Source organism: Tibeticola sp. (assembly GCF_022759015.1).
Taxonomy (GTDB): Bacteria; Pseudomonadota; Gammaproteobacteria; order Burkholderiales; family Burkholderiaceae_C; genus Tibeticola; species Tibeticola sediminis.
In genome coordinates this window covers 1-15,070 of record NZ_JAEMQB010000130.1, presented here as the reverse complement: position 1 = coordinate 15,070, position 15,070 = coordinate 1, and the positions used below count along the sequence as shown (strand labels likewise).

Below are 15,070 nucleotides of genomic sequence, written 5' to 3'. Positions count from 1 at the left end.
CTCATCGCCGTGCTGCTGGGTTTTTCACCGAAGTTCGGCGCGCTGATCCAGGCCATTCCGCTGCCGGTGATGGGGGGTGTCTCGATCGTGGTGTTCGGCCTCATTGCGGTGGCCGGCGCGAAGATCTGGGTCGACAACCGGGTGGACTTCTCGGACAACCGCAACCTCATCGTCGCGGCCGTGACGCTGGTACTCGGAACCGGCGACTTCACCCTCAAGTTCGGCGATTTCGCCCTCGGCGGCATCGGCACCGCCACCTTCGGCGCCATCGGCCTTTGGGCGCTGTTGGGTGGGCGGCGGTAAGGCTGCGCAATCGCCTCCCTCTCGGGGCCCGGACCCCATCGGACCTGGGGCTACCATCGCGGCCATGGACCAGAAGAAGCATTTCTTGCGCCGCCTCCGCTGGGCGGTCTACGGGGCACCGGGTGCGGCGGCAGCCGAGGGGCTGCGCACGGGCTCACCTGGCGCTGGGGAAGCGTTGCTCGCGGTGGCGGGGGTCGTTGCGGCCTCGGCGGTGTTGCTGGCGGTGCTGGCGGCCTTGATCGTTCTCGTGCTGCCGCGGCGTTGGGCGCGCCCCAAGCGCTGGCTCGTCGCGCTGGCCATCGCTCCGCTGGGCTTCGGCGTCCTGGTGCTGGTGGCCTCGGGCCTGGGCTGGTTGCAGCCGCTGGTGGCGCAGTGGTTGCTGCCGGCCCCGGCGCCCTGAACCTGGGCAGATCACGGCGGAGGAGGTCAGGACCCGGGTCTAGAATGCCCTCCCGGCCCGCGCTCGTACCCGTGTAGACCCGCGCACGGCGGTCCGGTCGATGCAGGAGACCTCATGACGCAAAACAACCCCCCGACGCCCGAAGCACTCGAAGAACGACGGGCGCAGTTGCGCCGCGCGGCGCTCGACTATCACGAGTTTCCCCAGCCCGGCAAGATCGGCATCACCCCGACCAAGCAGCTCATCAACCAGCATGACCTGGGGCTGGCCTATTCGCCCGGCGTGGCCGCCCCCTGCGAGGAAATCGTCAAAGACCCGGCCGCGGCGTTTCGCTACACCAGCCGGGGCAACCTGGTGGGCGTGGTGACCAACGGCACGGCGGTGCTCGGTCTGGGCGACATCGGGCCGCTCGCGGGCAAGCCGGTGATGGAAGGCAAGGCGGTGCTGTTCAAAAAGTTCGCCGGCATCGACGTGTTCGACATCGAAATCAACGAGAAGGACCCGGACAAGCTCGTCGACATCATCGCCGCGCTTGAGCCGACCTTCGGCGGCATCAACCTCGAAGACATCAAGGCGCCCGACTGCTTCTACGTCGAGCGCAAACTGCGCGAGCGCATGAAGATCCCGGTCTTTCACGACGACCAGCACGGCACCGCCATCGTCGTCGGCGCGGCGATCATCAACGGCCTCAAGGTCGCGGGCAAGGACCCCAAGCGCATCAAGCTCGTCACCTCCGGCGCCGGCGCCGCGGCGCTCGCCTGCCTGGGCCTGCTTGTCAAGCTGGGTATCCCACGCGAGAACATCTGGGTCACCGACCTCGCCGGGGTGGTCTACGAGGGCCGCACCGAGCTGATGGACGCGGACAAGGTCGTCTATGCGCAAAAGACCGAGGCGCGCACGCTGGCCGAGGTCATCGACGGGGCCGACGTGTTCCTGGGCCTGTCTGCGGGCGGCGTGCTCAAGCCCGAAATGGTCGCGCGCATGGCGCCGCGGCCGCTGATTTTTGCGCTGGCCAACCCCAACCCGGAGATCCGCCCGGAGGAGGTGCGCGCCGTGCGCGACGACGCCATCATGGCCACCGGCCGCTCGGACTATCCCAACCAGGTCAACAACGTCCTGTGCTTCCCCTACATCTTCCGCGGCGCGCTCGACGCGGGTGCGACCACCATCACGGTCGAGATGGAGCTCGCCGCGGTGCGCGCAATCGCAGAGCTGGCGCAGGCCGAGCAAAACGAGGTCGTGGCGGCGGCGTATGCGGGTGAAAAACTCGCCTTCGGCCCGGAATATCTGATCCCCAAGCCCTTCGACCCGCGGCTGATGATGAAGATCGCGCCCGCGGTCGCGCAAGCCGCTGCCGACAGCGGCGTCGCGCAGCGGCCGATCGCCGACATGGCCGCGTACCGGCAGCGGCTCGAGAGCTTCGTCTACGCCTCGGGCACCATCATGAAGCCCATCTTCGAGGCGGCCAAGCGCGCGACCCACAACCGTGTCGCTTATGCCGAGGGCGAGGAGGAGCGCGTGCTGCGCGCCGCGCAGATCGTGGTCGACGAGGGCCTGGCGCGCCCGACGCTGATCGGCCGGCCGGCCGTCATCGAACAGCGCATCGAGAAATTTGGCCTGCGGCTGCGTGAAGGGCGGGACTACGACGTGGTCAACGTCGAGCAGGACGACCGCTACCGCGACTTCTGGCAGACCTACCACCGCATGACCGAACGCAAGGGCGTGACGGTGCAGATGGCCAAAATCGAAATGCGTCGCCGCCTCTCGCTCATCGGGTCGATGCTGCTGCACAAAGGCTATGTCGACGGACTGATCTGCGGCACCTGGGCCACCCATGCGATGCATCTGCAGTACATCGATCAGGTCATCGGTCGCCGGCCGGGCGTTTCGGTCTATGCGGCGATGAACGGGCTGATGCTGCCCGGGCGGCAGGTGTTCCTGGTCGACACCCACGTCAACTACGACCCGAGCGCGGAACAGCTCGCGGAAATCACCGTGCTCGCCGCTGAGGAGATGCGGCGCTTTGGCATCACGCCCAAGGCGGCACTGCTGTCGCACTCGAATTTTGGTTCGTCCAATCAGCCCAGCGCGGCCAAGATGCGCGAGGTGCTGGCCCTCGTGCAGCAGCGCGCGCCCTGGCTCGAGATCGACGGCGAGATGCACGGCGACCTGGCGCTCGACACCGCCGCTCGCCGCGCCCTCATGCCGCGCACCACGCTGCTCGAGGACGCGAACCTGCTCGTGCTGCCCAACATCGATGCGGCCAACATCGCGTACAACCTGCTCAAGGTCTCGGCGGGCGGCAACATCGCCGTTGGCCCCGTTTTGCTCGGCGCGGCCAAACCGGTGCATATCCTGACGCCCAGCACCACCGTGCGGCGCATCGTCAACATGACGGCGCTCACCGTCGCCGACGCGAACGCCGGCCGCTGAGGCGGCGGCCCGGCCTAGGGTTTTCCAGTGTTTTGGCTTGCGTTTTTGTCGCGTTTCCGTCACACTACGCGCCTACTTTCCGGGTTTACCCGGGGTTTTCACGGTCAAAACGACGGACGCGCAACACATGACTCGGCCGCGGCGCAGCCCTTGGGGCGCATGGATACTGGCGGCTCTGCTGCTGTTCGCTGCGGGCTTGGGGGACTGGGCGCAGGCGCGTTCCCCAGTGCCAGACCAGGCCGAAGCCGTGGCAACGGTTCGCCTGGAGCAGTTGCCCGCCGAAGCGGTTGAAACCTATCGCTTGATCCTTCAGGGCGGACCGTTTCCGTCCGAGAAGGACGGGTCGGTGTTTGGCAACCGCGAGCGGCAGCTTCCGTTGCGCGTTCGGGGATATTACCGTGAATACACCGTGAAAACGCCTGGAAGTCGGGATCGGGGCGCGCGCCGCATCGTCTGCGGCGGGGAGCCGCGGCGGCCCGAGGTGTGTTACTACACCGAGGACCATTACGCGAGCTTTCGCCGCATCGTCGAATGACGAGGGCCCGTGCCGTTTCGGCATCGATGGATCAGTCTCTTTCACATTTTTAGAAAGCCGCGGAGATGGAAACACCACTTCGTAACGTCAGGCCCAACATCGTGCAGTCGATTCGGGCCTACCGTGTGCAGGATCTGCAGGAGGCGGCACAGGCCTTGGGCCACCACTTCCTCTACGCCAACCTGGCGAACGCACAGAGCAAGCAGGACGTGCTCGACATGATCGCGCAGCAGTTCACGTTGCCGACGCATTTCGGCAAGAACTTCGACGCGCTCTTTGATTCGATCACCGATCCGGTGCACAAGTCCGGGCCGCAGCCGGGCTTCGTCGTGGTGCTCGAGCACATTCCGGCCAACGGCAAGTTCGACAAGGAAGCGCGCGAACAGTTGCTCGACATCTTCCGCGACGCGGCGGACTACTGGGCCGACCGCAAGGTTCCCTTCAGGGTCTTCTATTCTTTTCAGTAGCCCGTTCCGCATCCATGGGCCAAGCGGAACGGGCGGATGAGGCCAAAGCGCAGCACACCAGTGTCGCTGCGCCGGGGATCCATGCCCCCCAAGACAAGACCGACCCCGCCATGGCAGCCAGTCTGCTGGTGGATGTCTCGGTCGAGGCGCTGCGCATGAGCAGCCCTTTCAATGCCGGCTACTGGCTCAACGCAGCCTGAGAGGCTGAGGGGGGACGAACATGCCCGCCTGGGCGCCCCAAAACACGCCCGAGGGCGTTGCAAATGCGCGCCGTAGCCCGAGCTACGGCTGTGCTTTGCGCCTACTCGGGCGCGTTTTGGGGCGCCCCTTCGGGCACACCCAATTCCCTCTCAGCCTCTGAGGCAACGCTGAGAACCCGTTCCCGCGATGAAGCGCCATCGCGGGAACCGATTCAGCGCGGTTTCGGATCCAGTTCCTGTGCCAGCGCGAGGTAGTCGCCCACGGGCACTTCCTCGGCGCGGCGGTGCAGGTCGAAGCTGCTGGTGCTGCCCCGCGCTTCGAGCCAGCGGCCGAGGCTGTGCCGCAGCAGTTTGCGGCGCTGGCTGAAAGCCACACGCACGAGCTCGGAGAGCAAGGCCGCATCGACGGCCGCCGGGGATTCGATCGGGCGCATCCGCACCACCGCGCTGTCCACGCGGGGCGGCGGGTTGAAGCACTCGGGCGGCACGTCGAGCAGCCACTCCATCGCATAACGCCACTGCAGCATCACCGAAAGCCGGCCATAAGCGGCGGTGGCGGGCGCCGCGACCATGCGGTCGACCACCTCTTTTTGCAGCATGAAGTGCTGATCGCGGACGCAGTCGGCCACCTCGAGCAAATGGAAGAGGATCGGGCTCGAGATGTTGTAGGGCAGGTTGCCCACGATGCGCAGCGCCGCACCTTTGCGCTCGGCGAGTGCGCGGAAATCCACGCGCAGTACGTCGGCTTCGATGACCTCGAGTGCGCTGCGTTGGCGCAGCCGCGCCGCGAGATCACGATCGAGTTCGATCACCGTCAAAGCCCCGCTGCGCGCCACGAGCGGGTCGGTCATCGCGCCAAGCCCAGGGCCGATTTCGACGAGCGGCTCACCGGGCTTGGGATCGATCGCATCGACGATGGCGTCGAGGATTGCGGGGTCGGCCAGGAAATGCTGGCCGAAACGCTTGCGGGCGATGTGCTTCACGGCGCCTGGGGCGGTTCGCGCAACTCGACGTAGGCACGGGCCCGCACGTCGCGCGCCCAGCGCTCGTAGGCTTCCTCGAGCTTTTTCTCGCGCGCGAGGTTGCGCGCGATCTCGCGTTGTTCCTGGGGTGTCAGGGTCTTTTCGCGCCGCTCGAGCAGCTGGATGAGGTGGACGCCGAAGCGCGAAACCACGGGCGGGCTGATTTCGCCCGGCGCGAGCTGCGCCAGCGCCTCTTCGAACTCCGGAACGAACTGCCCGGGGCTGGCCCAGCCCAGATCGCCCCCTTCACGGGCGCTGCCATCTTGCGAGTATTCGCGGGCGAGGGCTGCAAAGTCCGCCTGGCCGCGCAGCACCCGGGCCCGCAGTTCGGCCAGGCGCTCGCGCGCCTGAGCTTCGCTGAGTTTCGGACCCGGACGCAGCAGGATGTGCCGCGCATGGGTTTGCGTGACCTGGGTGGGCAGGGCATCGGGCACGCGCCGCTCGAGCACCTTGAGGATGTGGAAGCCCGCGCCGGAGCGGATGGGCCCGACGACCGCCCCCGGCGCTGCCCCGCGGATGGCCTCGACGAACAGCTCGGGATAGCGGTCGAGCGGCCGCAGGCCGAGCATGCCGCCGCTTTCCCGGCCTTCGGGCGACTGGGAGAACTGCCGCGCGAGGGCCGCGAAATCCTCGCCCTGCCGAGCGCGCTGCGCCAGTTCGAGCGCGCGCTGGCGCAGCGCCTCGACCTGCTGCGGGCTCGCCTGCTCGGGCACGGCGACGAGGATGTGGCCCAGGTTGACCAGCTCCGGCGCGCCGTCCTGCGCGGCCTGGAGCGAGGCGATGAACTCGTCGACGTCGGCTTCGGTCACCTGCAGGCGGGAGGCGACTTCGCGTTCGCGCAGCCGCGTCAGGATGATTTGCCGCCGCAGGTTCTCGCGGAACTCGCGCAGGCTGACGCCGCGGCGCTCGAGTTCGCGGTGCAGTTGCTCGACACTGAGCCCGTTTTGCCGCGCGACGTTCTGCTCGGCTTGATCGACCGCTGTGTCATCGACCTTGATGCCCTGCTCGGCGGCCAGTTGCAGGTGGGCGCGGTCGGAAATGAGGCGCTCGAGCACCTCGCGCTCGAGGGTGGCGCGATCGGGCTGCGGGCCACCGCGCGCGGCCAGTTGGGCCTGCAACTGTTCGACGGCGCGCTGCACCTCGCGGTTCGTGATCGGCTCGTCGTTGACCACGGCCACGATGAAGTCGGCGGGCTGGGGGCCGCGAACCGCCGGGGGCAGCGTGGCCGCCGCCGCTGCCGGGGCCAGGGTCGAGGCCGACGTTCCGGGCTTGAGGCGTAAGCCTTGTGCCGTACCCAAAGTCGGCGCGAGCAGGCCGACGCACAGCAGCGCCGTGAGGGCCTGGCTCAAGGCCGGAAGGCGGCGCGCGTGCGGCAAAGGTGGGAGGGAGGCCTCAGTCATAGTTGCTGAATCGGCTCGGCGGGGGCGCCGGCTCGCGGAGGTATTGATAGCGGGGTATGTTATCGCGCAGCGTCTTGAGGGGGTTGGAGCCCAGACGCGAGAAGCCCACGAGTTCGAGCTGGAACATGATGCGGCTGCTCGAGCTCGCCGCACCGCTTTGGAGCCGGTCGAACACGACGCGGCCGATCCAGCAGCCCGCGTCGTACTCGAAGCCGAGGATCGCGTCGACCAGCTTGTGCTCCATCACGCTGAAGTTGAGCCGCCCGACGCTGTACCAGCGCCCGGCCCCGAGGCCGCGGCCGGGGCCGAGGTCTAGGCCCGGGTCGTTCCAGAGGTCGTTGAGCGGCCACTGCCAGCCCATGTCGAGCTGTTCGCTGATGCCATTTTTGAGGCGGTAGCCGGCGCTGAGCACCCGATAGTTGCCCGGCGAGTAACGTGCGCCGAGCGTCGTGCGCAGCGAGCGTCCGGTTTTCGGGTTGAATTGCAAACCGGCGTCGGCGCGCCAGCGCGGGCTCCACTGCAAGGAGCCGCCGACGAGGATGTCGCTGAGTCGCTCGTCGATCGGGGTTTCGCCCGGCAAGGCGACCTTTTGGCTGGAGAAGCGCAAACGCTGCGCGAGCCCGAGGCGGACGATCTCGCCGCCGTTGTCCGCGTCATACAGACGGCTGACCAGACCCAGCGTGAGCAGGTTTTCATCGGCGATCCGATCCGAGCCGACGTAGGGGTTGTCGGAAAAAATGCTGTCGAGGTTGAAGTCCTTGGCGGCGGTGTCGTAGACCGGCAGCGCCTGCTGGTCGCGGTAGGGGGTGTAGACATAGAGCGCGCGAGGCTCGAGGGTCTGGCGCACGGCGCGGCCGAAGTAGGCCGTGTCGCGCTCGAAGATCAGGCCGCCGTCGAGACTGAAGGTCGGCAGGCTGCGTGTGGCGCGGGTGCGTCCGTCGACCAAGGGCGCGTCGAACGCGTAGTGGGTGTGGTTGGTGCGCAGTGTCGGGGTGAGAAAGCTGCCGGGCGTGAGCCAGGTGTAGCCGATTTGCGCGCTCAGCACGCTGCGCTCGGCGTTCGGTTGCAGCGTGCGCGTCGCATCGGCGCGGAATCGGCTGTAGTCGGCGTCCAGCGTGTACTGCCAGCCGCGGCTGGGGGTTAGGCCATAGCGCGCCGTGAGTTGGGGCAGGCGATCGTAGGGCGGGATGATCGGCGCGTCGGGTGTCTGCAGGGTTTGCCATTTGAGGCTGCGCCACTGCGCAGACCAAGCGCCCTGACTCCACGAGAGCCGGCCGTCGGCGGGCAGCAGGCGGGGCGTCAGCGCCGGGATGCCGCGCGTGAAGTCGCGCCAGTAGTCCGCGTCGCTCACGCGGTTGAGGTTCAGGCTCAGGCCCGTGCCGGCAGCCAGCGTGGCCTGATGCTGGGTCGACAGACCCCAGCGGTCGCGGCCGCGCAGCCGGTCCGAGGGCATGAGGTTGCCCAGGACCTGACCGCTCGCGACGGGCGCCAGGTAGCGAAACTCGCCGCCCACGGCCACGCCACGGCGGCTCATCAGCGTCGGCGTGAGCGTGGCGTCGTAGTTCGGGGCGAGGTTGAGGTAATAGGGCTGCGCGTAGGTGAAGCCTCCGACGCTGTCGAGGTCGAGTGTGGGCGGCAAAAAACCCGAGCGGCGCTGGTCGCCGAGGGGAAACGCAAAGCCCGGTACCGGCAGGATCGGCACGCCCTTGAACTCCAGCACGCCGCCGTGCGCGCGGCCTTCTTCGGCTTCGTTGTCGATGTCGACGCGCGCGGCCCGCAAGACCCAGTCGGGCAGCCATTCGGGGCCGTTGCGGCGGCAGGTGCTGTAGCGCACGTCGTGGACCTGGCTGCGATGGTCGTCGATGAACTCGGCCCGCGCGGCCTCGCCGTAGCCGCCGTTCTTCAGGAAGGAAAAGCTGGGCTGGGTGAAAAAGCCGCTGCCGTCGTCGAGGTGCAGCTCGAGCTCGGGCCCGCGATAGACATTGCCGTAGCGGTTGAGCCGCACGTCGCCTTCGGCGCGGACCGTGTTGGTGGCACGGTTGTAGCGCAGGCGTTCGGCGCGAATGACGGTGTCGACGCGGCGCAGCATCGCATCGCCCTCGAGCACGCTCTCGCCGTCGATCTGGCCGTGCAGGCCATCACCGAACAGAAAGGTGGGCGCTTGGCGCCGGGCCTCGGCGCTGATCGACTCGGCCAGCGCCTCGCTCGGACGCAGGGCGGGCGCGGGCTCAGATTCGGACTGGGCGCGGGCGCAGCCGGCACCGAGCGCAAGCAGGAACAGCAGCACGGCGCGCAGCCGCTCGGCCGCAAGCGGCGTCAAGCATCGAGGGGATTCTTCCGGGCCAGAGGCCGGCGCGCGCGGGAGCATGGAGGGGTCGTTTCGGCGGTGCAACAAGGGGAGAGCCCGTCTGCATAGAATCGATTATCCATGAGCGATCTCCCTACCCCTGCGACTCCCCAGCCCTCGCCCATCCTCTGGTCCGACTCCGAACGGGGCGCGGCGTTTGCGCGCTGGCTGGGCGCGCTGGCCCCGGTGCATGACCTGGCCGTCGACAGCCTGCAGCCCGCATCGGCCGACGCGAGTTTCCGGCGTTATTTCCGCATCGATCGGCGGGGCGGGGGAAGCTGCATCGTGATGGATGCGCCGCCCCAGCACGAGAACAGCGCGCCCTTCGTGCGGGTGGCCGCGCTGCTGCGCGAGGCGGGTTTGGTGGCGCCCGAGATCTGGGCATGGGATGAGGCGCAGGGCTTCCTGCTGCTGAGCGACCTGGGGCCGACGACGATGATGTCGCAGCTCGACCCGGCGCGTCCCGAAGCCGCAGCGCCGCTCTTTGCCGCTGCCACCGATGTGCTGGTGCAATGGCAGCGCGCGAGCCGCCCCGACGTGCTGCCGCCTTACGACGAGGCGTTGTTGCGGCGCGAACTCGCGCTCTTCCCCGACTGGTACTTGCGTCGGCATCGGGGCCTCGAACTCACATCGGCGCAGGCCGAGGTGCTCGCGCGGACCGACGAGCTGCTGGTGCGTCAGGCCTTGGCCACGCCGCGGGTCTATGTGCACCGCGACTTCATGCCGCGCAACCTCATGGTGCTGTCCGGCGACGGGCCCGCGCCTCGGCTCGGGGTGCTGGACTTTCAGGATGCGGTCGAAGGCCCCATCACCTACGACATCGCCAGTTTGCTGCGCGACGCCTTCATCAGCTGGGACGAAGCCTTCGTGCTCGACGTCACCGTGCGCTATTGGGAAAAGGCGCGCAAGGCCGGGCTGATGGATTTCGAGGATTGGCACAGCGACTTTGGCGCGTTTTGGCGCGCGGTGGAGTGGATGGGGCTGCAGCGGCACCTCAAGGTGGCGGGCATTTTTGCGCGACTCACGCTGCGCGACGGCAAGCCGCAGTACCTGGCCGATGCGCCACGCTTCATCGGCTACATCCGCGCCACGGCGGCCCGTTATCGGGAATTCACGCCGCTTTTGCGCCTCATCGACGAGGTCGAGGGCTTGCAGGCGGCCAGCGGCTGGGCTTTGGGCCGAATGTGATCCAATCGCCGGCGTGATTCGGTCTTTTCTTGCTATCAAAAAGTGATTCCTTGATGCCGCGCATTTACTGCTCCCTGCCGCTGTCCGAGGGCGCGCTCGTGGTGCTGGACGCGGCGGCGTCGCGCCACGTGCAGGTGTTGCGCGCGCAACCGGGCGATGCGCTCACCCTGTTTACCGGCGCAGGCGGTCAATGGCAGGCCACGATCGAGCGCATGGGCCGCAGCGAGGTGACGGTGCGGATCGGCGGCTTCGAGCCGCTCGAGCGCGAGGCTGCGCGACCGGTGCATCTGGCCTGCGGCATGCCGGCCAACGAGCGCATGGACTGGCTGGTCGAAAAAGCCACCGAACTCGGGGCGGTGCGCGTGCAGCCGCTGCACACCGCGCACAGCGTGCTGCGCCTGAGCGCCGAGCGCGCGGCCAAGAAGCAGCAGCATTGGCAGCAGGTGGCGGTGGCCGCCTGCGAGCAGTGCGGACGCAACCGCGTGCCCACGATCGAGCCCGTGCGCACGCTCTCGGCTTGGCTCGGCAGCGCCGAAGCGCAGGCACCCGCCGCGGCGCTGCGCTGCGTGCTCTCGCTCGCCGAGGGCGCGCGGCCTTGGGGCGAGCTGCTGCGCAGCGCGACGGCCACGCAGCCCGTGTGGCTGCTCAGCGGCCCCGAAGGCGGCTTGTCGGCCGAGGAAGACGCACAGGCGCGGGCCTACGGCTTCGTGCCCGTGACGCTGGGGCCGCGCGTGCTGCGCGCCGAAACCGCGCCGCTGGCGGCGCTGGCGCTGGCGACCCTGGGCTGACGGGTTCCGCGGGGCTGCGCCGCCCGTGCACGTTGAGCAGCCGGGCCGCTGCTAGACTGCCCCAATGAACGCTCCCTTGCTGTTGTTGGCCCTGTGTCAGGGTTTGTTTCTCACCAACAACGTCGTCTTCATCGCCATCAACGGCCTGGTGGGCTACCAACTGGCGCCGGCGGGATGGATGGCGACCCTGCCGGTGATGGGCTATGTGGTTGGCGGTGCACTCTCGACCGGGCTCGTGGCGCGCGCGCAGATGCGCTGGGGGCGGCAGCGCAGTTTTCAGCTCGGGCTGGTGGTGGCGCTGGTCTCGGCGCTGTTGTGCGCGTATGCCGCCTGGAGCCGGAATTTTGGCTTGCTCGTCGCTGCGACGGTGCTGGCGGGCTACTACAGCGCCAACGGGCAGCTCTACCGGTTCGCTGCCGCCGAGCTCGCCGCGCCTGCGTTTCGCGAGCGCGCCGTCTCGCTCGTGTTGGCGGGCGGTCTGCTGGGTGCGGTGATCGGCCCAAACCTGGCCGCGCGCACGCGCACCTTGACCGAGACGCCTTTCGTCGGTGCTTACCTTGCGCTGGCCGTCGTGGCGTTGCTGTCCATGGCGCTCATGGCCGGGGTGCGCTTTCCGCCGGTGCCGCCGAAGTCGGCCGGCGATGCCCCGGGCCGACCGTTGTCGGAGATCGTGCGCCAGCCGGTGTTCATCGTCGCCACCGCCGGTGCCGCGCTCGGTTACGGCGTGATGAACCTGCTGATGGCGGCCACGCCGCTGGCCATGGATGTGTGCGGCTTTCCCTTCGACGACGCGGCGCTGGTGCTCGAGTGGCACGTCATCGGCATGTACGCGCCGGGGTTCTTCACCGGGCATTGGATCCGCCGGTTCGGCACGCTGCCTATCATGGGCGTGGGCGTCTTGCTCAACACCACATGCATTGCGCTGGCGTTGTCGGGCGTGGAGCTGCAGCACTTCCTGGTGGCCTTGTTTCTTCTGGGTGTGGGGTGGAACTTCCTGTTCACCGGCAGCACCACGCTCGCTTTGCAAGCCTATCGGCCTGAGGAGCGCGACCGTGCGCAAGCCTTCATCAACTTTTGCATGTTCAGCACCATGGCGGTGACCTCCTTCGCCTCGGGCGCCCTCGTGACGACGCAGGGCTGGGCGCTGCTCAACTGGGGGTCGTTGATCCCGGTCGCCCTGCTGGGATTGGCCATCCTCTGGCTGGCACGGCAAGCGCCGCGACGATGAGGCGCCGCACGAGGGGACACTCAAGGAAACCGCGCATCCAGCCAGCGTCGCAGCTGCAACAACACGCTTTGGCGGTGCGTTTCGTTGAAGATCTCGTGGTAGAGCGTCTCAAAACGGTGCGCTTCCACCAGGGCCGGCGGTGCGGCTGCGGCGAAGCGCTGCGCCCCGCGGGGGGCGACGAGCCGGTCGGCGCCCGCATACAGCAGCAAGGTCGGAACGGCCCAGTGCGCCGCGGCGGCTTGCACGATGGGGCCGGATGCGTCGATGAAACGCGCCAGCCGCGCGCTGATGCGGTCATGCACGCAAGGGTCCTGGCGATAGGCTGCCACGACCGCCGGGTCGTGCGAGAGCGCGGCAGGATCCAGACCGTTGCTCACGGCCCAGTCGGGCGCCAGGCGCAGCAGCAGCGCGATGAGCGCGCGCTGCGCGAACCCCAGACCCGCATCGAACGCGGGCGAAGACAACACCAGTCCATCGGCGAGTCGCGGCTGTTCGGCGAGCAGGCGCGCCGCGACCAGGCCGCCCATGCTGTGCCCAAGCAGGATCAGCGGTGCGAGCGCGTGCTGCGCCCGCGTGTAACCAATCAGGTCGGCCAGGTCGTCCAGCAGGCGGCGCTCGTGGGGCAGCGTGCCGCGCGGGCCATCCGAGTCGCCGTGGCCGTATTGGTCGTATCCCCGCACCGCAAAACCCCAGCGGTTGAGTTCTTCGGCCAGCGCGTCATAGCGCCCGGCATGTTCCCCGAGGCCATGCACCAGCAGGACGACCCCGCGCACCCGACCGCCGTGCGCGGGCTCAGCCGCCCAGTCATAACAGGCGATGCGCGCGCCGTCCGAGGCGGTGTATGGGCTGATCGTTGCGACGCTCATCTCGTGGTCTTGAGCGCTTCAGCTTCAAATTCCTGCTGCCAGGGCGGGCGACCATGGTGGTGTCGCCGGCCTGCCCCCTTCGAACAAGGGGCGGACGCCCCAGATGCCCTCGGCGTAGTTGGAGACGGCGCGATCCGACGAAAACATGCCCACGCCCGCGATGTTGTGCAGACACGAACGTGACCAGTCACGATGCAGGCGGTAGCGCTCGTCGACGCGGTTTTGCGTGGCGATGTAATCCGCATAGTCGGCCAGCAGTTGGTAGTAGTCCGATTCGAGCAAGGACCGCGTGAGGTCCTGGTAGCGCTGCGGCTCCTCCGGTGAAAACGCGCCGTCGGCGATGCGGTCGATCGCCATTTTCAGCTCGTAATTGCTCGCGTAGTAGCGGCGTGGGACGTAGCCATGCGCGCGCAGCTCGGCGACCTGTTCGGCGCGGTTGCCGAAGATGAACATGTGCTCTTCACCGACGTTTTGCGCAATCTCGATGTTCGCGCCGTCCCAGGTTCCGATCGTGAGCGCGCCATTGAGCGCAAATTTCATATTCCCCGTGCCAGAAGCTTCGGTTCCCGCCAGCGAAATCTGCTCCGACAGATCGGCCGCGGGGATGATCAGCTCGGCCAGCGTGACGCGGTAGTTGGGGACAAAGACGACTTTGAGGAGCGGACTGACGCAGGGGTCGGCGTTGACCGTGCGGGCCACGTCGTTGATGAGCTGGATGATCAGCTTGGCCATGTGATAGGCCGAGGCTGCTTTGCCGCCAAAGATCACCGTGCGCGGCACCCAGTTGCCTTTGGGGTTCGCCCGAATCGCGTGGTAGCGCGTGATCACATGCAGCACATTGAGCAGCTGGCGCTTGTATTCATGGATGCGCTTGACCTGCACATCGAAGAGGCTCTCGGGGTCGATCTCGATCCCGAGCTCCCGCCCCACATAATCGGCCAGACGCCGCTTGTTGCGTTGCTTGACCAGTCGCAAAGCGGCCAGAAAGGCGTCGTCGTCGGCATGGGCGCGCAGTTGGCCGAGATGCGAGAGCTCCCGTCGCCAGAGCGGCCCGATGCGCGCGTCGATCAGCTCGGACAGGGCCGGGTTGGCCTGCCCGAGCCAGCGCCGCGGCGTGATGCCGTTGGTGACGTTGCAGAACTTCTCGGGCCACAGGCGTGCGAAGTCGGCAAACAGCGTGCGCACCATGATGTCGCTGTGCAGCGCCGAAACGCCATTGACTTTGTGACTGGCCAGCGCACACAACCAAGCCATGCGCACCCGGCGCTGCCCGTTTTCCTCGATCAGCGAGACCCGGCGCAGCAGATCCATGTCCTCGGGAAAGCGCGCATGCACCTCGGCGAGGTGGCGGGCGTTGATGTCATAGATGATCTGCAAATGCCGCGGCAGCAGCCAGCCCAAGAGGTCCACCGGCCAGACCTCCAGCGCCTCGGGCATCAGCGTGTGATTGGTGTAGCTGAAGATGCGCTGGCACAGCGCCCAGGCCTCGTCCCAGGGCACCCGATGCTCGTCGACCAGCAGGCGCATCAGTTCGGGCACCGCCAGCGCCGGGTGCGTGTCATTGAGGTGGATGGCCACCTTGTCGGCCAACTGCTCGAAACTCCCGTGCGTCTTGAGGTAGCGGCGCAACAAATCCTGCAAGGAGGCGCTGACGAAGAAATACTCCTGACGCAGACGCAACTGCCGGCCCTGCTCGGTTTTGTCTTCGGGGTAGAGCACCAGCGAGACGTTTTCGGACCAGTTTTTGGCCTCGACCGCGCGCATGTAGTCGCCCCGGTTGAACTGCTCGAGGTTGAGCGCGCTCTCGGCGCGCGCCGACCACAGCCGCAGCGTCGCGACCGAGCTCAGCTCATAGCCCGGCACGCCGCTGTCGTAGGCGACGGCGATGACGTT

At 67.8% G+C, this 15,070-nt stretch carries 14 protein-coding genes; 9 read left to right on the top strand and 5 right to left on the bottom strand.

Annotation, left to right across the window (positions count from 1 at the left end):
- The 6 genes from JHC36_RS08480 to JHC36_RS08455 form a co-directional block, all read left to right on the top strand.
- The coding region (locus JHC36_RS08480) for a solute carrier family 23 protein (RefSeq protein ID WP_287918223.1) at positions 1-303 on the top strand (303 nt) is incomplete at its 5' end.
- A gap of 64 nt (positions 304-367) precedes the next feature.
- On the top strand, positions 368-703 hold the full coding sequence (locus JHC36_RS08475; RefSeq protein WP_287918220.1) for a hypothetical protein: 336 nt from the start codon (positions 368-370) through the stop codon (positions 701-703).
- 114 nt (positions 704-817) lie between these two features.
- The gene (locus tag JHC36_RS08470; RefSeq protein ID WP_287918218.1) at positions 818-3,136 is read left to right on the top strand and encodes an NADP-dependent malic enzyme; all 2,319 of its coding nucleotides are present in this window, start codon (positions 818-820) and stop codon (positions 3,134-3,136) included.
- 127 nt (positions 3,137-3,263) lie between these two features.
- Positions 3,264-3,671: a guanyl-specific ribonuclease gene (locus JHC36_RS08465; RefSeq protein ID WP_287918216.1), complete on the top strand. Its 408-nt coding sequence runs from the start codon at positions 3,264-3,266 to the stop codon at positions 3,669-3,671.
- A gap of 65 nt (positions 3,672-3,736) precedes the next feature.
- Positions 3,737-4,138, top strand: coding sequence for a barstar family protein (locus tag JHC36_RS08460; protein ID WP_124223129.1), 402 nt, complete (start codon positions 3,737-3,739; stop codon positions 4,136-4,138).
- A 14-nt stretch (positions 4,139-4,152) separates the two neighbouring features.
- Positions 4,153-4,338 carry a hypothetical protein gene (locus tag JHC36_RS08455; protein ID WP_287918214.1) on the top strand — a complete coding sequence of 62 codons (186 nt, stop codon included), beginning with the start codon at positions 4,153-4,155 and terminating at the stop codon, positions 4,336-4,338.
- Between the two features lie 212 nt (positions 4,339-4,550).
- Here the strand turns inward: JHC36_RS08455 and rsmA are convergent, their stop codons facing one another.
- Genes rsmA through JHC36_RS08440 form a run of 3 tightly spaced genes read right to left on the bottom strand, consistent with a single transcriptional unit; the run spans position 4,551 to position 9,128 of the window.
- Positions 4,551-5,321 (bottom strand): 16S rRNA (adenine(1518)-N(6)/adenine(1519)-N(6))-dimethyltransferase RsmA, encoded by a 771-nt coding sequence (gene rsmA, locus JHC36_RS08450; protein ID WP_287918213.1) that lies wholly within the window; start codon positions 5,319-5,321, stop codon positions 4,551-4,553.
- Positions 5,318-6,760, bottom strand: a complete 1,443-nt coding sequence (locus JHC36_RS08445) for a peptidylprolyl isomerase (protein WP_503006996.1) — start codon at positions 6,758-6,760, stop codon at positions 5,318-5,320. The genes rsmA and JHC36_RS08445 overlap by 4 nt, the downstream gene beginning before the upstream one ends.
- A complete protein-coding gene (locus JHC36_RS08440) occupies positions 6,753-9,128 on the bottom strand; it encodes an LPS-assembly protein LptD (RefSeq protein ID WP_503006995.1) in 2,376 nt (791 codons plus the stop codon). The genes JHC36_RS08445 and JHC36_RS08440 overlap by 8 nt, the downstream gene beginning before the upstream one ends.
- Before the next feature lie 60 nt (positions 9,129-9,188).
- Here JHC36_RS08440 and JHC36_RS08435 point away from each other — a divergent pair, with 60 nt between their 5' ends.
- The 3 genes from JHC36_RS08435 (at position 9,189) to JHC36_RS08425 (ending at position 12,311) form a co-directional block, all read left to right on the top strand.
- Positions 9,189-10,295, top strand: a complete 1,107-nt coding sequence (locus tag JHC36_RS08435; RefSeq protein WP_287918206.1) for an aminoglycoside phosphotransferase family protein — start codon at positions 9,189-9,191, stop codon at positions 10,293-10,295.
- Between the two features lie 53 nt (positions 10,296-10,348).
- The gene (locus JHC36_RS08430; protein ID WP_287918203.1) at positions 10,349-11,083 is read left to right on the top strand and encodes a 16S rRNA (uracil(1498)-N(3))-methyltransferase; all 735 of its coding nucleotides are present in this window, start codon (positions 10,349-10,351) and stop codon (positions 11,081-11,083) included.
- Between the two features lie 64 nt (positions 11,084-11,147).
- Positions 11,148-12,311, top strand: a complete 1,164-nt coding sequence (locus JHC36_RS08425) for an MFS transporter (protein ID WP_287918200.1) — start codon at positions 11,148-11,150, stop codon at positions 12,309-12,311.
- 20 nt (positions 12,312-12,331) lie between these two features.
- Here JHC36_RS08425 and JHC36_RS08420 read toward each other — a convergent pair whose 3' ends face one another.
- Both JHC36_RS08420 and JHC36_RS08415 read right to left on the bottom strand, forming a co-directional pair.
- Positions 12,332-13,177: an alpha/beta hydrolase gene (locus tag JHC36_RS08420; protein WP_287918198.1), complete on the bottom strand. Its 846-nt coding sequence runs from the start codon at positions 13,175-13,177 to the stop codon at positions 12,332-12,334.
- Positions 13,178-13,201: 24 nt separating this feature from the next.
- A partial coding sequence (locus tag JHC36_RS08415; protein WP_287918195.1) for a glycogen/starch/alpha-glucan phosphorylase occupies positions 13,202-15,070 on the bottom strand: 1,869 nt, incomplete at its 5' end.